We start from the raw sequence: 26,220 nt of genomic DNA, 5'->3' as shown, positions 1-26,220 counted from the left end.
TATCCACAAGCTATCCTCCTACAGTTTTACCACATGACACCCGTCAAAGAAATACAATACAAGCTCGTCTACCGGTCTGTTCCAAATGTGCTCCACCGCTTTGGCATAGAGCTCCAATTGGAACCGATAACGTTCTGAGATCGCCTCCAAGCCGCCCTGTTCCGTTACGATTCGATCCGTCTTATAATCGAGCAGTACCAGCTTCCCGTCCGATGTCTCGTACATACAGTCGATAACCCCTTGGATGAGGACCGTCTCATCCTCTAGGGATTGCAGGTCTGCATGGAATCGATCGTCCTCCCCTTGCGAGGCTTGCAGCTTCTGAAGGTGCGGGATCGCTTCGAGTACGTGAAGGCCAAAGCTAAATGGCACCTCGCGTTGTATCCAAGCAGCTGATCGAAGCTGTTGACCCGCTTCACCACCATAGAACGCCGCAACACTGGAGGCGTCTACGGCTTCACGCTGTTCATTTGTAATTAGGTTACGTTCAACCATTTGTTCCAATAAAGCTTGGACAGCATCGGCATCTATTTCCTCATCCGCGGATATAGGAACATGCTGCATAACCAAGTGGTATACCGTTCCTCGTTCTGTCGGCGTGAGTTTCTTCTTCTCCATAAATCGAGGTCTTCTCAAATGTAAGGTCAGCGCAGCTTCACTTGCTGACTCATCCTTGATCTCCAGACCATCCGTGTGTTCGCTACGCCATTCGGTATATTCATACAGCTCTTCCGCAGGATCCTCTTCCTGCATTTGCAGCATTCGTTTCATTTCCGTGACCGACGTCTTGGCGGCAATGCCGCTAGCGACGAGATATGGATAGGACCATTCCAGCTTCGTGCCGATCGTGTGTCTGAATGGGCCATCCACCGATGTTACGCTAGGTTTCTCCTGCTCAATGGAATGATCAGACCCTTCCCCAACTTCTGACACCATGCTATCATGTTCCACGTCCTGTTCTACGGGTTCATCTAGGAATAGCGCTAGTTGACCTTCAAACGAATCAACGGGCTCCCCATCTTCAGATACCGGTAGATCCCATTCTTGTATATGAACAGGCAGGCTTGAAGCTGCTTCAGAATAACCCGTCTGTCCTTCGGCCATTTGCATGACGAGATTCAGCTTTGCCATGTAAGCATCATCTTGATCTACGGTTTCTAGGCCTACCGCAGCCCATTGCTGTATTTCATCCGCTTGAACAACCGATACATACCATTGAGACGGATCATCCGCTAGGCAATCTCCTGATCGGTTCGGCAGACCGCCGATGCGGCGGAGCTCACTTGCATCGCGATGACGAATCAAGGACGGTGCGATCCAATCCAAATAACTACGTCCTCTGGCAAGTAGATAATCAGGCAATAGCAAGTCAGGTGTATCTAAAGCTTGTCCCCAAGTCTGTAATTGTCGTTCTAGATTTTTAACGGTTCCAATCAAGAATAACTTTTCTTTGGGGCGCGTGAGTGCAACATAAAGCACACGCATTTCTTCCGCCAATAACTCCATCTTGACCTGCCGCTTAATCGCCAAGCTAGGTAACGTCGGATAGGCCACACGCAGATCTTGATCTACATAACGCGGTCCAAAGCCAAGTTGCTTATGCATCAAGAATGCGGCGCTTAAATCTTGTTGATTGAATGTTTTGGATAATCCCGCCACGAAGACCACGGGAAACTCCAGGCCTTTACTTTTATGAATCGTCATGATTCGGACAACATCTTCTTGCTCTCCAAGCGCACGCGCTGTTCCCAGATCTCCGCCGTTATCCTGCATGCGTTCAATAAATCGCAAGAAACGGAACAGACCGCGGAGAGATGTCGTTTCATATTGTCTAGCGCGATCATAAAGCGCCCGTAAATTCGCTTGACGCTGTGTGCCGCCAGGAAGACCGCCAACCCAATCGTAATAGCCTGTTTCACGGTAGATTCTCCAGATCAGCTCGGATAACGGTCCCTGTCGCGCTTCATCGCGCCAGTGTGCGAGCTGTTCCATGAACCGCTGCAGCTTCCCGACTAAGGTCATGCTGACCGAAACCTGCCCAGCCTTTATCCCATTTCCTTGCGTCGCTTGTTCGGTCAATTTCACCATAGCATCATAGTAGGTGAGACCTTTACCGTTCAATCGAATTTGCGCAAGTTCTTCCGCGGACAGCTGCACCATCGGAGACCGTAATACGCCGGCAAGCGGAATATCCTGCACGGGATTGTCAATCACCTTGAGGAGCGAAGTCATCACTTCAACTTCGGTCGCCTCGAAATATCCCGTATTCAGTTCTGCATACGCAGGAATGCCTTCTAACCGCAATTGCTCAATCATCAGCGGCGCCCACTGCGATGTTGAACGCAATAAGATGACAATATCTCGGTACGTAATCGATCGCATGCCCTTCAGATGTTTATCATAGACCTGAAAAGGTGTCCCATACTCGCCCATCAATTGCCGAATTTGCGTAGCGATCATCCGCGCCTCGAGCTGTGCCGTCATGAGTTCTTCGGCATCGATCTGCTCAGGTCTGCGTGAACCAGCACCTTCCCCTTCAACCGTGTTCGTGTCATCTGTATCGGAATCATCAATCGCTTCTACCCCTTCCGCGCCCGAAGCACCGCCGCGTTCGATCAACCACAATTCCGCAGGATAGGTTTGACCCATCGCCTCCTCGCCAACAGGGTATTTAGCCCCGCAGACCAGTTCTGCACGTTCGTCATAATCGATTTCTGCGACGGATGCATTCATAATCTGGCGGAAAATCGTATTTACGGCATCGACAATCTCCTGCCGGCTTCGGAAGTTACGAGCCAAATCAATGCGTAACCCTTGTCCAGAACTTTCAGAAGGATAAGCTTTATATTTATTCAAGAACAATCCCGGCTCTGCAAGACGGAATCGATAGATACTTTGTTTCACGTCACCCACCATGAAGCGATTCCCTGCTCCAGGCCGTGATATTAAAGTAACGATGGCTTCTTGCACCATGTTCGTATCCTGATATTCATCCAACAGCACTTCAGCGAATTGCGACTGATACTCCAAGGCCGCATTTGACGGGTACGTCTCATCGATCGTTGACGCCGGATGCCGCAGGATTTGCAAGCAATAATGTTCCAAATCCGAGAAATCCACCAAACCCTTCGCACGTTTCTCTTGCTCATATTTCTCACCGAAAGTCACCACAAAGTCGGCTAACGTACACATCAATGGCGCCAATGCCTGCATTTCGCCCAAGAATAGCTCTGGTGGCCGGCGAAAGAGCTCATCCTGCATGCCGGAGAGTATTTTTTTCACCTGATCTCTAAGTGCCTTCACTTGCTCTTGAAGCTCTTTGTTATACTGGTCTCCGCGGCAAGCCTTTAATTTACCGAATTCAATCTGGGTAAAATGTTCATACAACGTCTCCCAAGGCGCATCTTCCGCTGCTTCCCGCAGGGCTAACACCATACTCATATCTTCCATCAGGGTATCTCGGTACGGTTCGGGCCCACCAGGCTGTTCTAACAGCGTTAATGCCTGCTTCAGCACGCCAACCACGCCGCTTAATGTTAACCGTACGTCAGCTACAATGCTTTGTGCCCATGCGCTTCGGCCTAGCTGCTCCACATCCGCGACATCAAATGTACTCGCCATGGTGTACATCCATTCCTTCGGCCAAGGATGGCTGCGTGAGAAGTCATACAATGATTGAACAAGACGTACCATTGCCTCGTCACTGCGCTCTCCGCTGAACCAATCGACAAGCTTGCGGAAATCACTGCCCTCCGGGTCGTTTGCATAACGATCTTCGAATAAATCTTCCAGCACTTCCTGTCGTATGAAATCCGCCTCGGTTTCATTGGCAATTCGGAATGCCGGATCTAACGGAATCAGTTGAAAATATCGCTGAATCACTTCAAGACAAAAAGAATGGAGCGTCGTGATCGAAGCACGATTCATCAGGGCAAGCTGTCTGCGTAAATGCTCAGACTCCGGATTCTTGTCCAATTCCTTCTCTAACGCTTCGCGGATCCGCTCGCGCATTTCCGCCGCTGCAGCCTTTGTAAAGGTCGCGACCAGCAACTGGTCCACATTCAGCGGTTCCGCTTCGGATGCGATTTTGCGGATAATTCGTTCGACGAGCACGGCTGTTTTACCGGAGCCGGCGGCCGCTGCGACAAGAATATTTTCACTGCCTTTGACAATGGCACTCCACTGATCATCTGTCCATTGACTGTCGACCGGCTTCTGAACGTTACTCATGATCCATCACGCCTCCTTTCTCTTCTAGTAAGTGCCATACATCGTCTTTCTTTGGCTTCGATAATTTCTTAAAGTGATTGCCTTCGACTAATTCGTCAAATTGACATACGGGTTTATAAGAGCAATGGTCACATGCCGTACTTTGTGCGATTTTATAGGGTTCGATGGCCACTTCACCGTTCGTAATATCCGTCCCAATGTGCCGGATCGTCGATCTTACTGCCGAACGCAATGTATCCCACTGTTCCATCGTCGCAACCGAAGCATTGCTGTAGAATCCTCCATCTGCCTTTACGGCAACAGGCAGCACTTGAGAGTACCCTTTCTCCAGCGGCGCATCCATTAAGGATACGACCTCCCGATCCGCGAGCAGCAAGCCTTTCATCTTGAAACGTTTGAGCATTTGGTCTTCTGCCTGATCCCGCGTTAACCCGTTCGAAGCTTGCAGCAGCGGATTGTGTACGTGAAAATACAGGGTCCCTGCCGGAAACGCCTTTTCGCCTAACCAGACTTCCGCATTGGTTAGCAAAACGTCGAGATACGTCAACATCTGTAAGGACAAGCCATAATATACTTCGTGCAGCTTTAAGTCCGTCTGGCTTGATTTATAATCAATCACTCGGAGCATAACACCTTTATCGCCGTCGGCTTTATCCACACGGTCAATACGACCGACGATTTCCATCGTGCAGCCGTTATCTAAGGTAAATTGCAGCGAAGGCAAAGGCTTGTCTGGTCCAAAATCCAATTCTAATCCGATTGGTTCGAAGGATCCCCTTCTTGCATGTTCCCCAAGGATCGCGGCTGCCCGCCCGACGATATCTTTCAGCTTGCGTGCAATATAGCCAAACCGTTTGGAGCTAAGCAATATTTCTCCTTGCAAACGAGGCGTTAGCGTCTCCACGATTTTTTCCGCTTCAAACCGGCATTCCTCTGGCGTCAAATCGCTCCAATGCCTGTCCTCTGCCTTAAATTGCATCGCCATTTGGCTTAATGCCGCATGGAATAATTGACCGATATCCGGCGCTTCTAACCGGAAAAGCTGCCGTTCTTTGAGCCGCAATCCATGCGAGGCAAAGTGGGCAAACGGGCACGACACATACTTCTCCATCCGCGACACGCTCGACTTGAGGTGCGTACCATACAGTTTTCGGCTCGTCTGCGCCTCGAGGGAGGCTGCATCATTTTTATAGAAAAGGGATTGCAATAACATTTGCAGCTTCGGCTGCCAAGCCGGTTGATTCGCGAACCAATCAAATACTTGCCACCAGAAATCCGCAATATCCAGACCTCGGCGCCATTGCCGAAGCTGTACGATCAAATACGATAACGTGCGCTCCGGATGCGCAATATAGCTCAACTGCTCTTCAGGCGTCTGCAGCGGATGCGGTTCTCCAGATAATAAGCGTTCTTGGATCCCCGGGAAAATCGTACGAAGATGCCGCATTAATTCCGATGGTAGCATGGTCTTGCCTTCTTCATCAGCAAGCGGGTAGCTGACCCATAAGTGCTCACTAGGCGTCGTTAAGGCATTGTATATAATAAATCGTTCATCTAATAATTTACGTCGAATGCCAGGAGCTAATTGCAGCCCAATCTCTGCGAGGCGTTCCCGTTCTTGTTCCGTGAGCACACCATCCTCAATCGCGCGAGCAGGAATGACCCCGTCATTGACACCCATCATGAAGCAATATCGGATGTGGCCTGAACGTGTACGATCCATGCTCCCAATCAGCACTTGATCCAACGCGGCAGGCACGAGGGCGAGCTTTATACTCTCTAACCCTGTCTCAACAACGCCCGTGAATAACTCAACAGAGAGCTCTTCGTCGCCCATCATCTCCACGATTTGATCCAATAAATCGATCACATTGCCCCAGAGTTGACGATGTTCCTTGGCCCGAACGGGCTGTCCAGCAACGGTCTCCCGGTGACTCATTCGATCCAAACGATCTGCCGCTTGAATTCGCACGAGCAAGCTGTAGACCGCCTCGCACATTCCGCGGACGTTCGTGGCATGGCGAAGTGCTTTTTCAAAGGCATGTAGCGGCTGCACAATTTGCAATCGGCACTGTTCTAACACGTCATCCGTTCGTAATTCCTGCTCTGCTTCTTCGGCTGGAGCTTCGCTCGGATCCAAAGAGATAGAATGCATTTTTCGCCACGGCTTGCCGTCGGTCCAGCGAGAACCTTGAATGCCGGTTGCCAGCACATAATTCTCGAGCATATCCATCTCATGGCGCCCAATGCGACCGTCTTCAGATAATAGGAAATCCGTCTTGATACACCGGAATACCGCATCATACCGCCAATGATTCTGGACGATCTCAAGGGAGGATCGAATAAATTCGACCAAGGGATGATGAAGTACGTTTCTTTTCTGATCCAAGAAATATGGAATCCCGTGATCTCGGAATACCGTCGTAATCAATTCTTCATAGTCTGCCGTATTACGTACCATAATGGCCATTTCACGCCAGCGCACCTGTTTCTCTCGGGCTAACCGAAGCATTTCCCGCACAACGCCTTCCACCTCGGCTCGCCGATTTACTGCGCCATAGAGCGAAACGCCGCAAGCAGGGTCTTCCGGGTTTAAGATCGATTTATCTGCCAGCTTCATCGGTTTGCGACGATCATAACCACGCTCGAGATGCGACAACATCGGACTCTTCTGAAAACGCGGTAATGGGGTGCTATCCAATACGACGGATGCCTCCACAGCTACATTGCACTGTTCAGCAAGTGCACGAACCTGCATATAGGTCGTTGCTGTCGGATGGAATAACTCTAATTCATGAGGCGGAAGCCCGTCATCGTAGGTCTTATCCACACAACATGTCACGGTTACCTTCTTCGCATGTTGGATTAATTGTTCTAGCACCTGATATTCCTGTGGCGTGAACCCATGAAACCCATCAATCCATATTTCCGCATCCCGAATGTAGGTCGAGTCAGGAATCCCTGATGCGAGCAGCTCCAAATAATGCTCCGAATCCACATAGTGATTCGCTAGCGTATCCTCGAACTCTCGATAAATGGATGTTATATCATGTAATTTATCTTGCATAAGCGACTGTCCGCTCATATGTTGTGATGCAAATTGGAGATGTTGGTCTAGCTGCGTGACATCTAAGCAATAACGTTTGAACTCGTTATACAGTTCATTTAATTTATCGACAAAGCCCAGCTGATCGGCAGATTTGCCGAAGAGCTTCAAAGCTTCCTGTTGGCGGTGAATAATCTTATAGAGAAGCATCTTCTTGCCATCATCATCGATAGGAAGCAACGCAGTTCCCCCGCGTTCTTGCATAATCCGAAAGGCTAGCCGGCGAAAGCTGAGCACCTGCCCGCGAATCATGCCCTGTACATCCGGGGAACTCACGATCGCATGCTCGACTTGAAATGTCCCTTGTTCCGGCACGATGATGATTAATGGGGGACCCTCTGGTTGTTGACGCAGCTTATCCCTGACTTGGTTCAGAATCGAGTACGTCTTTCCGCTGCCCGATCGACCGATAATAAATTGAATCGACATTACGTTCCTCCTTATTACAAACATCCGTTCTACTATTAAATCTATTTTACCATAAATACACCGCTTGTTGCGTTGTGGAAGAAGATGTCGAAAGTGAACAAAAAAAAACAAGCAACGGCACATGCTTTCTCAGCCATTACTTGTTTCCTTCATAGAATATCGACGTACGATTTATTTACTGCGCACTTCGAACACGGCAAATTTAAGGTAGTGTCCTTCCTGTACGCCAAGAATTTGCGGATGATCCTTCCCAGCAGCACGCCATTCGACAAGACGCAGAATTTTGCCGGCATCTTTGGCCGCATCTTGGATGGTCTCCAAAAACAGATCCGGACGCATATGGAACGAGCAGCTTGCTGTCACTAAATATCCACCTTCATTCACGAGCTTCATGCCATGCAAGTTAATGTCTTTGTATCCGCGGCAGGCGCCAGCAACTGCACTTTTGGTCTTTGCGAAAGCTGGAGGATCGAGAATCACCACGTCCCAGGTACGACCTGCCTGTGCATTCATTTTGACCGACGTATCGACTTTGGCGTCTAGTTGTCCGCGGACAACCCGTTCTTCCGCACCCTTAACTTGGGTTCTCAAATAATCAAAGGCATCTGCAACGACGAATTCAACCCGCTCCGAGAAACCATTCAACTCGACGTTCTTCTTGGCGCTTTCGATCGCATGCTCAGAAATATCTAAACATGTGACTTTTTTGGCACCGTATTTACACGCATTCAGCGTAAAGCTTCCCGTGTGGGAGAAGCATTCGAGCACCGTTGCGCCGTCCCAATAAGGGAATGTAACGACTTTCCCATTTGCATTGACAGGCTTGCGCTCGACCGCACCTTCAACCTCAATATTTTGCAGCGAAATGCCGCTGCGTCGGCCCCAACCCTTCATCAAGGGTTCGATGGATGCACGATTTTCCCGTTGATCAAAGAAATACCCCGTTTTCTGGCCTTCCACAATATCCACTTCAATGAGCAGATCGTTTTCTTTGACCATTACATGCCGTGGACATTCTCCGTAGAGCAGCCCTGTCGTCTGTTCTAAGCCCTCAAGCTCGCGAATAGGCACATCGCTTCGTTCGTAAATTCCTTGCGGCTTCATGACCTCTACCAACGCGGACACGATCTTCTCACGATGAACATCCATACCCAGCGTTAAGATTTGTACGACTAGCACATCGGCGAACCGATCCACAATTAATCCGGGTAAAAAATCGGCTTCCCCATACACCAAACGATACGCATGAGCATCGTCTAAGAAACGTTCGCGATGGGCTAGACACTGCTGAAACCGTTCTACAAAAAAGGTATCATCGATGGCGTCCATCGGTTTATATGAAACGACACGTACCGTGATTTGCGAAGCTGGATTATAATACCCTACCGCAAGAAACTTCCCTTTATCATTTAATATTTGGACAAGTTCACCAGGGTTCGGCTCTCCGTCTACACGCTCAATTTCATTATTAAATATCCAAGGATGGCCTTGTTCTAATCTTTTCTTCCGATTGCGTTGCAAAATAACTGCTGCCATTCTCCAGTTCTCCTCTCTAATGACAAAGATGCTTGTCATGGTCGTCCTGTTTTTTTCATACCTATGTAATACGTCTTTTTGCAAAGGAGCTATTTATGTTCGGATCGATCGTATTTCCACTGCTGTATGGACTTTCCCTGTTTCTCTTCGGTATGAAGCTTATGGAATTAGCCTTAAACCTCTGGGCGGGTCCTTATTTAACTCGAGCCATTGCCGTATCTACCAAAACGCCTCTTCGCGGCTTATTATTCAGTACCGGAATTACGGCACTGCTACAGAGCAGCACAGCGGTGACCGTCATTACGATGGGACTTGTAAACGCTGGACTGCTTCCCTTCGCCCGCTCCTTGGGCATTATTCTGGGCAGCAACATCGGTACTTGCCTCACCACGGAATTAATCGGATTGAATATTAATCAATATGCACTGCCTTTAATGGCCGGTTCCGTGAGTATCTGGGCCCTGACGGTCCTACTCGCTGAATATCGTCCTCATGTCCTCCATGGAATCATGGATTGGTTAAGACCCGCACAATTTCTCTCTTTAGCGGTATTTGGATTTGCATTAATATTATTCGGCATTGAAGAGATGAAATCCATCGCTCCCGCATTACAAGAACGTGGGTTATTCAATTGGTTCCTCGAACAATCCGCACAGAGCATGTTATGGGGACTTGCAGCAGGTGCCTGCATCACAGCCATCATCCATAGCAGCGCAGCTATGATCGGACTCACCATGGGCTTGGCCGCAATGGGAGCCATTCCTGTAGAGCTTGGTATTGCGATCGTCATTGGTTCCAATGTCGGGACATGTGTAACGGCACTGATTGCTTCCCTTGGAGGAAGTCGTTCAGGGAGTTATGTAGCTTGGACCCATATCGTGTTGAATGTTGGGGGAGCGATTCTATTTTACCCCTTACTCGCTCAGCTCCATACGATCGCCGGTTGGATGACACCCGATCCATCTGCACAAATTGCTCACGCACAGACGATCTTCAATATAGCTAGCTCACTTCTGGCATTACCGTTCTGCTATTTGCCTGTGTGGAACCGAATGCGTACAATCACCTAGTTGAATCGAGAATATAGCCTTCGCTATCGTAACGAATTCAAGGGCACAATGCAAGACAAGAACCGAACATTCCGAATGTATACACAAAACGGGACCGACGACTCATCGCCAGCCCCTTGATTCCTTTAATAATTGCCATTCGTGCTTGGTGCTGTACCCGATACAATCTGAATGCCTGCGCTAGCACCAATTCGTGTGGCGCCCGCCTCAATCATCCTTAGCGCGGTCTCTTGATCCCGAACAGCCCCAGATGCCTTTACACCGATATGCGGGGATACATGAGCTCGCATCAATCGAATATCCTCAACGGTTGCACCGCCTTTGCCAAAGCCTGTCGATGTTTTGACGAAATGGGCTCCTGCTTGTTCAGACAGCCGGCATGCCGAAATTTTCTCATCATCTGTAAGCATGCCTGTCTCAAAAATAACCTTTACGATCGCCTTCCCCTGTACCATGCGAACGACTTGTGCAATATCTTGCTGAACCTCATCGAGCTTACCATCCTTCAAGAGTCCAATTTGCAAGACCATATCGATCTCGGAAGCGCCATCTTCCACAGCTTTCGCTGCTTCAAAAGCTTTGACTACGCTCGAACTTGCGCCTAATGGAAAACCTACGACAGCCGCAATCTTCACATTCGAGCCTTGCAGTAATTCTTTACATTTGGCTACCCAAACACCATTGACGCACACGCTGAAAAATTCATACTTCTTCGCTTCTTCACACAGTTTCACGATATCCGCTTCATTCGCATCTGGCTTCAATAACGTATGATCGATATATTGGGCTAATTGCGCTGTATTCGTCATGCAAAATCCACCTCAGCTTTTAATATTTCCAATGCGCTTCGCAAAATGCGGTCATTGTTATCATATCCGTGTTGTTTTTGTTGTGCCCAAGCCTCTTGCGGCTTAAACCAAAACACCCCGTTGATTTCCTCCACTTGTGCTTGCAAATCGCCTTCTAGCGCTTCAACAACATAATAATGGACAATCTTCTCCGTCTCTCCATGAACAGGATGTTTGTATGTATACGAAATTTGGTCAATCGGTTGTATGATGCGTCCAATCAAACCCGTCTCTTCTTGAATTTCACGTAATGCCGTCTCTTCGATCGTCTCGCCCGGCTCCATTTTCCCTTTTGCCAGCGATACTTTCCCAAAACGATCTTTGATTAATTGGATTTCGAGGCCTTGTTCACCTTGACGGTATACGACACCGCCTGCACTAATCTCGCGCATTTAAATCATCCTTTCGAGTTTCTTTTCTCTAAAATAAACTTTCGCCATCCCCTAAATCCCCTTCCGGAGGAAGGGGACCCCAGAGGGCTTCCCTCTGGACTCCCAAAATGAGCGAGGGATCAACTTTCACTTTATCTATTTCATTTGTTCAATCAATCGCTACTGTCCATACCCATTTGCCAAAATAGGCAAACGGTGAGGACGCGCTTTACATCCACGTATCTACTTACATGCTTTAACCTTACTGACCTTGACTATCTCCTCTAGACTCCCAAAATGGAAGAGGCTCCAGCTTTCCCTATATCTATTTACTGTGTTCAATCAATCGCTACCGTCCAAACCCATTTGCCCAAATAGGCAAACAGTGCGGACGCGCTTTACATCCACGTATCTACTTACAAGTTATTTTACACGGAAATAGGTACGAACGCCATAAAGCGTGTTTAGCCGAGGTTCCCAGCAGGAATCTCGGCTAAACGAAAGCGTTCCTTGCAAATATGAAACTAAAATCCGCCAACCTTGATCCCACGACCCATTTCGGGTGTCCAGAGGGCGGTAGCCCTTGGGGTCCCCTCCTCCGGAGGGGATTTAGGGGTGGTGATTAAAGCCATAAAGCGTGTTTAGCCGAGGTTCCCAGTGGGAATCTCGGCTAAACGAAAGCGATCCTTGCACATATGAAACTAAAATCTACCAACCTCGATCCCACGACCCATTTCGGGTGTCCAGAGGGCGGTAGCCCTTGGGGTCCCCTCCTCCGGAGGGGATTTAGGGGTGGAGAAATAAGGGGGGTCCGGGGGGTTAAACCACCTGGCGTTCCTCGATGACGCGCACGAGTGCCCCTTTGCATTCGTTGACACCCGGTTCTGTAATTTGCACACGGCACAATTTACCTGTCAAGGAGTCATCCCCATCGAAGATCACCTGCAAATAGTTATCCGAGAATCCTTTGACTTTGCCAGGACCCGCTGTACCTTTGGAATCCCGCTCAGGAATGACATCCACCACTTGACCCACGAATTTCTCGGCATAAGCCAATTGCATTTTCTCGGACAACTCAATCAACTCATGCACGCGAGCATGCTTAATCTCGTCATCCACTTGATCTTCCATACGAGCGGCAGGCGTACCTGTACGCTTGGAATACGGGAAGACATGCATTTCAGAAAATTTAATTTTCTCCATAAATTCAAAGCCGTTGCGGAAATGTTCATCCGTTTCACCCGGGAATCCAACGATCACATCTGTCGTAATCGCAACGTCTGGCATCGCTTCTTGAATACGTTCAATTTTAGCGGCAAATTCTTCTACCGTGTATTTACGACGCATCCGTTTCAATACTTCGTTGTCGCCTGCTTGAAGCGGAATATGCAGGTGGCGGCACATTTTCGAAGACTTCCCAAGAACTTCGAGCACTTCTTCCGTAATCTGACTCGCTTCGATCGAGCTGATGCGAATCCGCTCAAGACCTTCCACTTTATCCAGATCCCACAGTAAGTTCGCTAGACGATAGTTCTCTAGATCATCCCCGTATCCACCGGTATGAATCCCTGTCAACACGATTTCCTTGTAACCAGCTGCAACAAGCTGCTTCGCTTGCTCGACAACGCTCTCCGGATCACGGCTGCGTGATAGTCCGCGAGACCACGGAATAATACAGAAGGTACAGAAGTTATTGCATCCTTCTTGGATTTTCAAGTAAGCACGCGTATGATCTGCGAAATCCGGCACATCCAACTCTTCGAATTCACGTGTTTTCATAATATTGCGAACGGCATTGATTGGCTGGCGTTCATGTTGAAGCTGCTGCACGTAAGGCATAATTTTATCGCGATCTTGTGTTCCGATGACAAGATCCACGCCTTCGATATCCAGAATCTCCGCAGGAGATGTCTGTGCATAACACCCGGTTACCGCAATAATGGCATCCGGATTACGACGTACGGCACGGCGAATAATTTGACGGCTCTTCTTATCGCCCGTATTCGTAACGGTACACGTATTAATTAAGTAGACGTCCGCGGTTTGGGTCTCAAAATCCACTTGTTCATAGCCTTCATTCTTGAACAACTGCCAAATCGCTTCGGTATCATAGAAGTTAACTTTACAGCCCAGGGTGTAAAATGCTACTGATGGCATTCTCTACACGCCTCCCATCTCTCCAGATTCATAGAAAAGGCACGTAAGCCCCACCATTGCGGCGGTCTCCGTGCGTAAGATACGTTTGCCTAACCCCACCGATTGCGCACCCGCTGCTTCGGCTGCTTCCATTTCCGAGACGGTGAAGCCGCCTTCTGGACCTACGAGCAGAAGCACCTGCGGGGGTTGACTTGCTTCGTAAGATGCTACGAACGGTTGAACAGCGCTGCGAAGCTGAAGTCCCTCTTCTTTTTCATAACAAAAAAGAATGAGGTCATACGATCCAAACCGTGCAAGCAATTGCTTCCACGTGCTGGTCGACTCTACTTCAGGAACGCGATTGCGATGAGCCTGCTCTGCCGCTTCCTTCGCAATCTTGCCCCAACGTTCCACCCGTTTGGCTTCTTTCTTCGCATCATATTGAACGATCGTTCGCTCAGAAATATAGGGGATAAACCGAATGGCACCGATCTCAGTACATTTCTGAATGACGGTCTCCATCTTATCGCCTTTTGGCAAGCTCTGGGCAACAGTCACCTGCATCCAAGCCTCTTGCGTTAATGCTCTCATCTCTACAATTGAAGCTTCGACGCCGTTAGGCGCCAGATCAACAATCTCCACTAACGCTTCTTTGTCCGCACCGTCGCTAACAATTAATTTCTCACCGACGCGCGCACGCATAACTTTACTAATATGATGGGCGTCATCGCCCGTAATCATAACGGTATGTTCGCCAAATTGGTCTGACGGGATAAAATATCTTTGCATTCATCATCGTTCCTAATCATTATTTCAAAAATCAACAAATTACATCATACCTCTTTTAACCCGTAAAATCTATATGATTAAGTATTTTCCACTCTTCTTACGATAATCCAAGAATTTGGGCACACGCATTATAGAAGCTTGTTTGTATAGGCCGAATGAGGCTAAAGAGCGGTTGAATCGTAACTTGACGAACGGGTGGAAGAAATACAATCAGCAAGAAGATGAAAATAGACCACTTCTCGAACTCTTGTAACTTCGAACGCAGCGAACGCGGAGCAAGGTCCTCAACAATCCGATAACCATCCAACGGGGGCAGTGGAATCAAGTTGAAAATAAAGAGCAAAATATTAAAATGCACGAGATAATTAAAGAAGATATCGATGGCTTCACCAATACGCTCATTGGAGAACGAAGCTTGAACATTAAATTTGTACAGCAGAATATGAATAAACACACCGATAAACGCAACCACGAGATTACTAATCGGTCCTGCTGCAGATACGATAATCCCCATGAGACGCGGTTTCTTAAAGTTATCCCGATTCACAGGGACCGGGCGAGCCCAACCAAACCCTGCAATCAAGAACAGCAATGTGCCCAAGACATCCAAATGACGGCTCGGATTTAACGTGACCCGACCTAAAAGCTTTGCCGTCGGGTCACCGAATAAGTTGGCGAAGTACGCATGTGAGAATTCATGAACCGTAAATGCTACCAGCAAAACAAGCAGCATAAATGGGAGATATTCAACAGGCACGACCAAAAAGTTATTCAAAAAATCCATTCGTCACCTACGACTTTCTCGCCACAAACGCGATCCAATCATCTTCACGGTTCTTCTCAACAATCGTGAAGTTGGCTGCAACCAACGCCTGCTCGACAGCTTCTTCTTTATTCTTATATATACCAGAGGCGATGTAGGTTCCGCCATCCTCTAATGCGTTATATACGTCATCGACGAACAACATAATAACCTCGGCAAGAATATTGGCTACAACGACTTTCACAGGCAATGTTATCCCAAGCTTGGCCATGTCGTCACCTTCAGCATTCCGATTGATCACTTGAAGCAAATCGCTAAGATGCACGGTGATATCCTGCTCTAACCCATTCAATTGTATGTTTTCTTGTGCGCACGTTACTGCGACGGGATCCAAATCGAGCGCAAGAACATGCTTGGCGCCTAATTTCATGGCACCAATGGCGAGAATACCCGAACCTGTGCCTACGTCAATGACCTCTTCGCCGCCTTGAATGACCTTCTCGAGCGTACGAAGACACAACGATGTTGTCGGATGGGCTCCTGTCCCGAATGCCATCCCTGGATCCAACTCAATGATTTTCTCTTCCGGTGCTGGTGTGTATTCTTCCCATGTTGGCTTAATGGTTAACGTATTCGTGATACGGATGGGCTTGAAATACTGTTTCCATGCCGTAGCCCAGTCCTCCTCATTGACGATCTTCGTCTCCATCGTATAAGAACCTGGATCGATATCAAACGTCTTTAATTCTTCAATACGAGGCTTAACTTCCGCAATCAGATCTCCCGGATTCGCAACATCAGCAAAGTATCCTTTAATGACCGCTTCCCCTTCTGGGATATCATTCAGCGGAAAATCATACAATTGACCTAAGGACGTATCCCGCTTGCGGTTCAAAGAACCCGATTCTTCAATGGATACACCATCCGCACCCATTTCATGCAAGAAATTGGAGATCATTTCCTGTGCTTCTTCCGTTGTATTTATCGTTAACTCGTGCCATAACATTAGTTAAAATCCTCCCACAAATCATCATTACCGTTTATTGTACTATACCATGACACTTTTCACAAAAAATCACGATCACACATCTGCTAATTTCATAGCCTCAATCAATGACATCTTCTTCTTATTTTCTTCATGAATCAAATACGTATCTTGTACATGGTCGATGTACAGCACGCCATTCAAGTGATCCATCTCATGTTGGATACAACGGGCTAAATACCCTTCCGCCACAAGCTCAATCGTCTTCCCTTCACGCGTCAATGTCGTGATTTTCACATCATTGTACCGCTTTACGATCCCTATATACCCAGGCAGTGACAAGCAGCCTTCATACCCGATTTGTTCACCGGATTTCTCAATGATCTCGGGATTAATTAACTCGTAATAGACATCTTCAATTTGCATAACAATGACCCGACGGAGAATGCCCACTTGCGGTGCAGCAAGACCTGCGCCATACGCGTCATCCAATGTATCCTTCATATCATTCAATAAATTGATGATTTTTGCATTTATTTCTGTGACGGGTTTCGCCACTTTTCTCAATACAGGTTCGCCAAAAGGCACGATTTCTCTTACGCTCATTACGGTTTTCCTCCCAAAATTCTGATCTATTCGCATCCCCAAATATACTATATGCAAAATAATTCTGACAAGAATAAAATAACCCCACAAAGTGAGGACTTGGCTTAGAAGCGGATTCAGGTACTTTGCGGGGACCCGGAAACTATAAATTCTATAGATGTAAAAAAGCATTCCCTCTAAAAAACAAAGGAATGCTTCGAATTGCACAGAAGATTACTGTATCGATCCACCCGATAATTCAATGGCATGTTTAGCCTGTCCATAGGTATCATCCGGCATCGTTGCCGTCAGAACAAAGCTGCGTGCTGCTTCAGAAAATGCATTCGCTCCTGCTGCATATAATCCTGCCATCGCAGACGTCGAATAGGATAACATCGACATCGAGCTCAGATTTCCTAGACTATACCAAGCTGGGTCGCCATTGTAATTGAGGAAGCCTTGGTACGTATCTGTCGTGCCACCGATCTGTTCAACCGTGACTTGTTCCACACGAAGCGAACGAAGCTTATTTTGAGCGGCCTCAGCATCAGCAGCGCTTTGAAATACAGCTTTTACTTGTATCGTCACCTAGAACCCCTCCATTACTCATTCTCTTGACGTGCGTCTGCTGCCTTGGCACGCTCGAGAGCTTCTAGGTCATCTTCGTCTGCTGCTTCCAGTGCAAATTCAACATCTTCGTTTTTTGAAATAGGCAATTGATGTTTTGCCTGTTCATCCTTATTTCTTGCCACGCTCATCATGCTCCTTTTTCGTTCATGTCTTCTATAGGATGCTCTTTTTGACAGGAACTATAATCAAAGGAACCGAATTCTAATAAAAAAAGCCTGATCAGCGCATAAGGCTAATCAGACTTTCTGTGGTTACAAGTTTGAAATCAATCTCCGCGGAACGCTTTTTTCATCCGATCGAAGAACGATTTCTGCTGTTCATGCGTTTGTTCCCCGCTTAAGCCTGCAAACTGACGGAGCAATTCACGCTGCTCTTCTGTCACCTTGGTCGGCGTAACAAGAGTCACCTTGACATGTTGATCCCCTTGACCAATACCGCGAAGACGCGGAACCCCTTTGCCTTTCAAGCGGAAATAGGTTCCTGTCTGCGTTCCCGCAGGAATCTTCAGTTTTACTTTCTCCGTCAATGTCGGAATTTCGATCTCATCACCAAGCGCCGCTTGCGCAAATGTCAGCGGAATCTCGCAATAAATATCGTCTCCTTCACGTTCAAAGAACTCGTGCGATTTCACACGAATGACAATGTACAAATCCCCAGCAGGACCGCCGCGTAAGCCGCCTTCCCCTTCACCGGACATGCGCAATTGTGCGCCATCATCGACACCCGCAGGAATTTTGACATGAATTTTACGTTGTTTCTTCACTTTACCCTGACCGTTACATGTCGTACAACGTTCACGGATAATTTGTCCTTTACCGCCACATGTTTGACAAGCACGACGATTCACCATACGGCCGAAAGGCGTATTTTGAACTACCTCTTGTTGCCCTGTACCGTGACATGTGGAGCAAGTATCCGGCTTCGTGCCCGGTTTCGCACCTGATCCGTGACAAGTATCGCAATTCTCTGTACGCGGAATCGTGATGTCCGTTTCTTTTCCGAACACCGCTTCCTTGAACTCAATCGTCATCGAATATTGCAGATCATTCCCGCGTTGTGGTGCATTCGGGTCACGGCGACCGCCGCCACCGCCAAAGAACATATCGAAGATATCACCAAAACCGCCGCTGAAATCAGCGCCGCCACCGCCAAACCCTTGGTTTGGATCGACATGACCGTACTGATCATAAGTGGCACGCTTTTGGTCATCGCTTAGCGTCTCATAAGCTTCTTTTACTTCTTTAAATTTATCTTCAGCATCTGCTGCTTTGTTCACGTCAGGGTGATATTGTCGAGCAAGCTTACGGTAAGCTTTCTTGACTTCTTCATCCGACGCTCCCTTATCTACACCGAGAACCTCATAAAAATCCCGCTTGTTCGCCACTTTTCCACCCCCATTGCTTTTTACATTGTACATGGTTCATGAACAAAACGAAAGTCAAAGCGAAGGAAACCCTCGCTTTGACCTGTCGTTTCACCTTGTGAAACTAAAAGCGGTTAACCCGCTTAACGTCCTGCATTACTTCTTCTCGTTGTCGTCAACCACTTCGTAATCCGCGTCAACCACATTATCTTTACCGCCTGCTGCTTGACCTTCTTGGTCAGCACCTTCAGCTGCTTGCTGTGCTTGAGCTGCTTGCTCATACAACTTCACAGAAAGTTGTTGTACGATTTCAGTCAACGCTTCCGTCGTGGATTTGATTTCCTCAAGATTATCTGTCGCAAGGGCAGCTGTCACTTTTTCTTTCGCTGCATTTGCTTTATCGATTTCGGCTTGATCTACTTTGTCGCCAAGATCTTTGATTGTTTTGTCAACTTGGTATACCAATTGATCCGCGTTGTTTTTCGCTTCCACCAAATCTTTACGATTACGGTCTTCTTCAGCATGCAATTCTGCATCCTTCATCATACGTTCAACTTCGTCATCGCTTAGACCGCTGGAGGAAGTGATTGTGATTTTTTGGCTTTTATTCGTACCTTTATCTGTAGCAGATACGTTAACAATACCATTCGCATCGATATCAAATGTAACTTCGATTTGTGGAACACCACGCGGTGCCAATGGAATATCGCCTAGTGTAAAGCGGCCTAATGTTTTGTTACCCGCTGCCATTTGGCGCTCTCCTTGCAATACATGGATCTCAACACTTGGTTGACTATCTGCGTACGTGGAGAACACTTGCGATTTGCTCGTAGGAATTGTTGTATTGCGGTCGATCATCTTCGTGAATACGCCGCCTGCTGTTTCAATACCTAGGGACAATGGTGTTACGTCAAGCAATACAACGTCTTTTACATCCCCTGTTAATACACCCGCTTGAACCGCTGCACCTAAGGCAACCACTTCGTCTGGGTTAACGCCTTTGTGCGGATCTTTACCGATTAAACGTTTGATGGCTTCTTGTACCGCAGGGATACGAGTGGATCCACCTACAAGAACAACGCGGTTAATTTCGCTTGCACTTAATCCAGCATCGCTCAAAGCTTGACGAGTTGGGCCTAACGTACGCTCAACAAGGTTCGCAGACAACTCTTCAAATTTCGCACGTGTTAAACTCAATTCTAAATGCTGAGGAACCCCGTCAACAACCGTGATGAACGGCAATGAAATTGTTGTTGTCAATACACCTGACAATTCTTTTTTCGCTTTTTCTGCTGCATCTTTCAGACGTTGAACCGCTGCTTTATCTTTAGTCAAGTCAATACCATGTTCTTTTTTGAACTCAGCCGCTAAATAGTCAATAACCACTTGGTCGAAATCATCTCCACCAAGGCTGTTATCTCCACTTGTTGCTTTAACTTCGAAGAAGCCATCGCCTAGTTCAAGGATCGATACGTCAAATGTACCGCCACCAAGGTCAAATACAAGAATCGTATGATCTTCTGCTTTTTCCATACCATATGCTAGGGCTGCTGCTGTTGGTTCGTTCACGATACGCAATACTTCAAGACCTGCAATTTTACCCGCATCTTTTGTAGCTTGACGTTGGCTATCATTGAAGTAAGCAGGAACTGTGATAACAGCTTGTGTTACCGGTTGACCCAAGTAAGCTTCTGCGTCAGCTTTCAATTTTTGCAAGATAATTGCAGAAATTTCTTGTGGTGTGTAGTCTTTTCCGTCAATAGATTCTTTATGGTTCGTACCCATATGACGTTTAATTGAGCTAATTGTACGGTCTGGATTCGTGATCGCTTGGCGTTTTGCTGTTTCCCCAACGATACGCTCTCCGTCTTTCTTAAAACCGACAACAGATGGCGTTGTGCGGTTTCCTTCTGGATTCGGGATTACGACGGCCTCGCCGCCCTCCATTACTGCTACACAAGAGTTTGTTGTACCTAAGTCAATACCAATTACTTTACTCATTGTAATTATCCTCCTCTAATTCATACGAACATTCGTTTATTTGGGTTATATAGAAAGCCGCTGCAACAGCGGATGTTACATACTCACTTTAACCATGGCTGGGCGAATTACTTTGTCTTTTAACAAATAACCCTTCTGAACTTCTTCCACCACAACACCTTCTTCATGCTCATCAGATTCAACTTGCATAATGGCTTGATGGTATTCCGGATTAAATGGTTGACCCACGCTGTTCATTTGTTGCAAGCCTTCTTGTTCTAATACTTGCGACAATTGACGGAAGATCATATTGACACCCTTCGAGAAGGATTCGAATTCTTGATTGTCCGTTGTTGCTAGAATGGCACGTTCGAAGTTGTCCAGAACGGGAACAAGCTGTTCAACCAACTTCAAAGATGCATATTTTGCAAGCTCATCTCTTTCCTTTGACGTCCGACGACGGAAATTATCGAAGTCCGCTTGTGTTCTTAAGTAACGATTATTGTTCTCTTCAGCCAAAGCGTTCAGACGCTGAATTTCCAATTCTGTCTCAGATAGTTCCGTTGTGTCTACAGTTTCTTGTTCTACTTCTACTTCTGCTTCAGTTGCTGTATGTGATGACGTCGTGTCTTGTTCATGATGATCTGTCATGTGCTCGTCCCTCTCCTCCGTCGTATTCTCTCTCTTTTTCACGATACATTCACCTCCTTAACGTAGTACGATTATCGCATTTTAATAATGGTATGGATGCGTAATATAGCTGCCGCAACCTCACCCGCTGCATGAATTGCATGTATTTTAACATACGCGGGGTCAATAATGCCCTGCGCTGTATAATCAATCATTCCACCCGTGTCGCAATCCACGCCCACCGCATCTGTTGCATATTGCAATTGTGCCGAACGGGCTTGCTCCACTTTCTCCAGCGGATTAAATCCCGCATTGAGTACAATTTGAGACATGGGCTTTCGAAGGGCTGCTGCAACAGCCGCCACGCCGAATGATTCCATCCCTTTTAAGGATTCCCGATATCGCTCTAACTCATAAGAGACCGCAAGCTCGGTTGTTCCTCCACCAGGTAAAATACCGCTTCGTATGGCCGACTGAACCGCCGAAGCAGCATCCGCAGCAATGCGGGCACGTTCCCCTACAACTTCAGCCGTGCTAGCGCCGACGATGATTGTCACCGCGTTACTCCCTGCAATCCGAACCCTTTCAAGCCGTTCATCATAATGAACGAGCTCAGAATAACCGAGCATACCTAGCAATTGATCATCATGCTTATGTAGCGCAGCACGTTTCACCGGGATTGCACCGGTACATTGACAAATGCGTCGAATTTCCTCTCGACTCACACGCTGAACCACCATCATGTGATGGTCTGCGCAGAACTGTTCAGCATCCGGGTGAATACCTCTTTCTAAAACAATAAGTCCAACTTGAAGGCGAGATAACCGCTCTAACTGCTCCATAAAACGGGATCGCAACTCCATATACTGCTGAAAACCAGCTTCTGTCGTTAATAGCTCTTCATCTAATTGCTCAGGTTCTAATGCATCCTGCATCACTAAAATTCGAGCTTCACGTCGTTCTACGGCTCCGTGTCGGTGGATCGGCTGTTGCCGAAGCATAAGACCCAACCAAACTTCGCTCTGCGCCTTCTCATGCGCAAAGACAGCTTCTGCTAGACTGTAGTTCTCCTCGAGCAACTTAGAGGTCCCTACGCGGTCTGCCGCCTCCATGACGAGTTCTACAATATCTTGTTGCTCTCGCCCTGCAATACGGGCTACCTGGTGTAACAGGGGATCCGCAATTCCTTGAATCTGCACGGCGCGTTGTTGCAGCGCCTCCTTGGTCCATTGAATCCCATGCTGCATACCAGCAACGACCTTGGAAGCTGGAACACCACGCATGACTTGGGCTACCCCTTCCTGAACCAAAGCCCCTGCAAGAACGGTTGCCGTTGTAGTTCCATCGCCAACTTCACGTTGTTGAGAACGAGCAACTTGAATCAACAACTTGGCTGCGGGATGCGAAACATCCATTTTCTCAAGAATGGTCACGCCATCGTTCGTAATGATTACTTCTCCTTGCGGTCCGACGAGCATCGCATCCAGCCCTTTTGGTCCGAGCGTGCCTTCGACAGACGAGCAGATCGCACGAATCGCATTCGCGTTATTGATGAGCGTCGCATGACGCTCATCCCCTTCATGCAAATTAGAGTTCCCTTGCGTCATGCTACACAGATCCTCTCACACGCTATTTGTTCCAATGTTGCAGCACGGCGGTCATATTTTTGGATAAGAAATCTAAGAGTCCAATGACTTTGCCGTACTCCATTCGCGTAGGTCCGAGAATTCCAATCGTCCCCATCGCTTCTCCATCCATCGTATATGTCGCTGTAATTAAACTGCAGTTATTAATCGCTTGATGGTTGTTCTCTGTACCTATTCGTACTTGAATCCCGTTCTGAGCGGATGAGATCATCTTCAATAAGGTAGGCGTCTCATCGAGCAGATCCAGTATGGTCTTCACTTTATCGACATCTTTAAATTCAGGCTGAGTTAACATGTTGGTTGCACCGCTTAAGAACACGCGGTTCTCTTCATCACTCTTAAGAACATTCTCAACGATACCAATAAGCTCTTCATATTGCGACACATGTCTGCTCATTTCGTCGCCGACTTCACTGAACAGCTGTGATTTTAATTTATATAACGGCACGCCGACCAATTTATGATTCAACAGGTTCACCATTTGCTCCAAATCGGAAGACGAAATTCCTGCCGGCAAGGTAACCGTCTTGTTCTCCACATGCCCTGTATTCGTGACCACGATGGCTACTGCCGTCGTGTCTGTCAGCGGGAGCAATTGAAAATGTCTCAGTGACGTACTGAACATTTCAGGTCCAAGCACGATGGACGTGTAATTCGTCATATTCGCTAAGATCGTTGCGGCATGCTGTATCACCTGTTCGGTTGCATTTAGCTTCTCCGCAAAGAAAGATTTCATCATCTCTAACTCGGTTGGTAATAATGTACCAAACTGAACTAGATGGTCAACATAATAACGATACCCTTTATGCGAAGGAATCCGCCCGGCAGACGTATGCGGCTGTTCCAGGAATCCGAGTTCCTCCAAATCAGACATCTCGTTGCGAATCGTCGCAGGGCTGTAAGATACTTCCCCCCGCTTCGAAATGCTTCGGGAACCTACTGGCTCGGCAGAACGAATATAATCATCTACTATGGCATTCAATATCATCCGCTGACGCTCCGTTAACATGCAAAAGCCCTCCCTTTTAATCGATATGCCCGACTCTCGTTAGCACTCCTCTTTAATGAGTGCTAAGCGTTAATACAAAAATACCAAACTGACAAGATAATTGTCAAGTCAGTTCATCGTCTTAAACGCGCCTATTTCGTCACATGAATGTCGCTTCATACAATGTATGCAGCCTTTACGTGCTTTTCCTCTAGAAAAGCTATTTTGGGACGATATTCAAGACATCTTCACGCACGAATGAATTGATATGAAAAAAAACTACGATACAGCCATGTTCGCGGGCTTATTATCGTAGTCTTTTGCTAGTCAGTTCAACATCTTAAGTACTGCAATCTCGTCACATGCATGCTGTTTCTTACAGTGTACGCAATCTTTCCATACCTTCTCTGGGAAAATCTCTTTTTCAACGACATCAAAGCCGTTTTTTTGGAAAAAAGATACTTCATAGGTTAATGCCATGACTTTCGGAATTTCTAGTTGCCTTGCTTCCTCTATGAGAAAATCGACGATCTTTGAGCCGATTCCTTGTCCCTTATGTCCATCGGAGATGCCTAATGATCGAATTTCGACCAAGTCTTGACCTAAGCGGGTCAATGAACCGCATCCTACCACTTCATGATCGATTTCTGCAACAATGAACCATTCCAGCTGTCTCTCCAGCAATTCCCGCGAGCGCGGCAGCATAATTCCCTTTTCCGCATATCCTCTGATTAATTCCACTAAGGTATCCAAATCTTCCATCGTCGCTTTTCTACACACCGCTACCGCAGGCATCGCTCTTCCCCCTTACGAAATCCTGGTTGTATTTGTAAACAAGAATAAATATACAACACAAGGTATAATTACGCAAGAGAGAAATTTCCATGCTTTAGATCACATTAATCATGGGATTCGATGAATTCCGCGAAGACGTCATTTCCGAATAATATGCCTTGTTCACTTAGTTTATAACCGATATCGGTCGCTTCAATTAACCCTTTGTTACGCAATTTCTCAAGCTGAGGTGCATAAATATGATCCAAATCTGCATTGAACTGTTCACGGAAACCTTCCCGCGACACCCCTTGAAGCATCCGCAACCCTACCATCATGAAATCTTCCATCGCTTCAGCTGCGCTGATCTCATATTGCTCTAGACGAGGGAATCCGAGTTTACTCGCATCATTATACGCTTGAACGCCTTTAATATTCACATGACGCTCACGGTTCACATATCCATGTGCACCTGCACCAATCCCATAATAGCTTTCATTGAGCCAATATTTCATGTTATGTCGACTCGCCATGCCTGGTTTCGCGAAGTTACTGATCTCATACTGCTCATAACCCGCTTCCTTCATCCGTTTCATGAGCAACAGATACATCTCGAGCTCAATGTCTTCATCCGGTAACGGGAGCTGGTTCTTCTGGAACATCGCATGAAATAATGTATTCTCCTCGACCTTCAGACTATAGATGGAGTAATGAGGGAGATTCAGCTCAAGCGCTTTTGTAATGCTGTCATCTAACATCTCAAGCGTTTGATTCGGCAATCCGAACATTAAATCGATGGACATGTTATCAAAGCCCGCCGTGCGAGCATTTTCAATACTGCGATAGACGTCATCCGTATTATGAATACGCCCGATTTCACCTAACAGTTGGTTATTGAAGGATTGGACACCGAAGCTAATTCGATTCACGCCACCGGCACGCATCACTTTGAGCTTCTCTAAATCCGTCGTTCCCGGATTGGCTTCCATAGAGAATTCCAGATTCGGATGCATCCGTGGAAACGCCTTGTGTACGGACTTCAGAAAATAATCCATTTGCTCAGGCGTGAGCACTGTCGGTGTTCCTCCACCCACGAAAATCGTCTCAATCACTTCCGGTGGTTGTAACGCCGTTGTCTGTGCCATCTCACGTTCCATGGCCTCCAGATATTCCATCACAGGCTGACCTTTTAACACATAGGAATTGAAATCGCAGTAGAAACATTTATTCGTACAAAAAGGGATATGAATATATAGCGCTTTAGGAGCTGCAACATGCTGCATGCTTCCGATCGATTGTATTTGTTCCATCTTGCATTCACCTAACTTTCACATATGGCTTCTCTTCTATCTAAAAAAAGG

The 26,220-nt window shown here is 47.2% G+C and carries 20 protein-coding genes; 1 reads left to right on the top strand and 19 read right to left on the bottom strand.

The features are described from left to right. Positions 1-18 precede the first annotated feature (18 nt). From addA to BVG16_RS10995, 3 genes are all read right to left on the bottom strand, one after another. Positions 19-4,230, bottom strand: a complete 4,212-nt coding sequence (gene addA, locus BVG16_RS11005; RefSeq protein WP_078498669.1) for a helicase-exonuclease AddAB subunit AddA — start codon at positions 4,228-4,230, stop codon at positions 19-21. Next, positions 4,223-7,765 carry a helicase-exonuclease AddAB subunit AddB gene (gene addB, locus BVG16_RS11000; protein WP_078498667.1) on the bottom strand — a complete coding sequence of 1,181 codons (3,543 nt, stop codon included), beginning with the start codon at positions 7,763-7,765 and terminating at the stop codon, positions 4,223-4,225. The genes addA and addB overlap by 8 nt, the downstream gene beginning before the upstream one ends. A 171-nt stretch (positions 7,766-7,936) precedes the next feature. Then, complete coding sequence (locus BVG16_RS10995) at positions 7,937-9,301, bottom strand: class I SAM-dependent rRNA methyltransferase (protein WP_078498665.1); 1,365 nt, start codon at positions 9,299-9,301, stop codon at positions 7,937-7,939. A gap of 95 nt (positions 9,302-9,396) precedes the next feature. On the opposite strand from BVG16_RS10995, the gene BVG16_RS10990 reads away from it, so the two are divergent. After that, a complete protein-coding gene (locus BVG16_RS10990; protein WP_078498663.1) occupies positions 9,397-10,371 on the top strand; it encodes a Na/Pi cotransporter family protein in 975 nt (324 codons plus the stop codon). Positions 10,372-10,496: 125 nt separating this feature from the next. Here the strand turns inward: BVG16_RS10990 and deoC are convergent, their stop codons facing one another. The 16 genes from deoC to hemW form a co-directional block, all read right to left on the bottom strand. Then, positions 10,497-11,180, bottom strand: coding sequence for a deoxyribose-phosphate aldolase (gene deoC / locus BVG16_RS10985; RefSeq protein ID WP_078498662.1), 684 nt, complete (start codon positions 11,178-11,180; stop codon positions 10,497-10,499). Next, the gene (locus tag BVG16_RS10980) at positions 11,177-11,611 is read right to left on the bottom strand and encodes an NUDIX hydrolase (RefSeq protein WP_078498660.1); all 435 of its coding nucleotides are present in this window, start codon (positions 11,609-11,611) and stop codon (positions 11,177-11,179) included. The genes deoC and BVG16_RS10980 overlap by 4 nt, the downstream gene beginning before the upstream one ends. 798 nt (positions 11,612-12,409) lie before the next feature. Next, complete coding sequence (mtaB, locus tag BVG16_RS10975; RefSeq protein ID WP_078498658.1) at positions 12,410-13,747, bottom strand: tRNA (N(6)-L-threonylcarbamoyladenosine(37)-C(2))-methylthiotransferase MtaB; 1,338 nt, start codon at positions 13,745-13,747, stop codon at positions 12,410-12,412. A gap of 3 nt (positions 13,748-13,750) precedes the next feature. Continuing rightward, entirely contained in the window at positions 13,751-14,515 is a 765-nt protein-coding gene (locus BVG16_RS10970) for an RsmE family RNA methyltransferase (RefSeq protein ID WP_078498656.1), read from the bottom strand. A gap of 97 nt (positions 14,516-14,612) precedes the next feature. Then, on the bottom strand, positions 14,613-15,299 hold the full coding sequence (locus BVG16_RS10965) for a site-2 protease family protein (RefSeq protein ID WP_078498655.1): 687 nt from the start codon (positions 15,297-15,299) through the stop codon (positions 14,613-14,615). A 7-nt stretch (positions 15,300-15,306) separates the two neighbouring features. After that, positions 15,307-16,284, bottom strand: coding sequence for a 50S ribosomal protein L11 methyltransferase (gene prmA, locus BVG16_RS10960; RefSeq protein ID WP_078498653.1), 978 nt, complete (start codon positions 16,282-16,284; stop codon positions 15,307-15,309). Between the two features lie 75 nt (positions 16,285-16,359). Continuing rightward, a complete protein-coding gene (gene def, locus BVG16_RS10955; RefSeq protein ID WP_078498652.1) occupies positions 16,360-16,869 on the bottom strand; it encodes a peptide deformylase in 510 nt (169 codons plus the stop codon). Positions 16,870-17,082: 213 nt separating this feature from the next. After that, positions 17,083-17,436, bottom strand: coding sequence for a hypothetical protein (locus BVG16_RS10950; protein ID WP_078498651.1), 354 nt, complete (start codon positions 17,434-17,436; stop codon positions 17,083-17,085). 14 nt (positions 17,437-17,450) lie between these two features. Beyond that, positions 17,451-17,600, bottom strand: a complete 150-nt coding sequence (locus tag BVG16_RS10945) for a YfhD family protein (protein ID WP_408635325.1) — start codon at positions 17,598-17,600, stop codon at positions 17,451-17,453. A gap of 143 nt (positions 17,601-17,743) precedes the next feature. Next, positions 17,744-18,862 (bottom strand): molecular chaperone DnaJ, encoded by a 1,119-nt coding sequence (gene dnaJ, locus BVG16_RS10940; RefSeq protein ID WP_078498648.1) that lies wholly within the window; start codon positions 18,860-18,862, stop codon positions 17,744-17,746. Between the two features lie 135 nt (positions 18,863-18,997). Next, positions 18,998-20,842 (bottom strand): molecular chaperone DnaK, encoded by a 1,845-nt coding sequence (gene dnaK, locus BVG16_RS10935; protein ID WP_078498646.1) that lies wholly within the window; start codon positions 20,840-20,842, stop codon positions 18,998-19,000. Between the two features lie 75 nt (positions 20,843-20,917). After that, positions 20,918-21,514 carry a nucleotide exchange factor GrpE gene (grpE, locus tag BVG16_RS10930; RefSeq protein ID WP_078498645.1) on the bottom strand — a complete coding sequence of 199 codons (597 nt, stop codon included), beginning with the start codon at positions 21,512-21,514 and terminating at the stop codon, positions 20,918-20,920. A gap of 29 nt (positions 21,515-21,543) precedes the next feature. Continuing rightward, positions 21,544-23,058: a TCP-1/cpn60 chaperonin family protein gene (locus BVG16_RS10925; RefSeq protein ID WP_078498643.1), complete on the bottom strand. Its 1,515-nt coding sequence runs from the start codon at positions 23,056-23,058 to the stop codon at positions 21,544-21,546. 22 nt (positions 23,059-23,080) lie between these two features. Next, entirely contained in the window at positions 23,081-24,106 is a 1,026-nt protein-coding gene (gene hrcA / locus BVG16_RS10920) for a heat-inducible transcriptional repressor HrcA (RefSeq protein ID WP_078498641.1), read from the bottom strand. A 306-nt stretch (positions 24,107-24,412) separates the two neighbouring features. After that, positions 24,413-24,880, bottom strand: coding sequence for an N-acetyltransferase (locus tag BVG16_RS10915; protein ID WP_078498632.1), 468 nt, complete (start codon positions 24,878-24,880; stop codon positions 24,413-24,415). A 104-nt stretch (positions 24,881-24,984) separates the two neighbouring features. Next, complete coding sequence (gene hemW / locus BVG16_RS10910) at positions 24,985-26,169, bottom strand: radical SAM family heme chaperone HemW (RefSeq protein ID WP_078498631.1); 1,185 nt, start codon at positions 26,167-26,169, stop codon at positions 24,985-24,987. Between the last annotated feature and the right edge of the window lie 51 nt (positions 26,170-26,220).

This window comes from Paenibacillus selenitireducens, from assembly GCF_002021565.1.
Lineage (GTDB): Bacteria > Bacillota > Bacilli > Paenibacillales > Paenibacillaceae > Paenibacillus_K > Paenibacillus_K selenitireducens.
The sequence above is the reverse complement of the archived record's forward strand: the minus strand, read 5'-3'. Positions and strand labels throughout refer to the sequence as shown.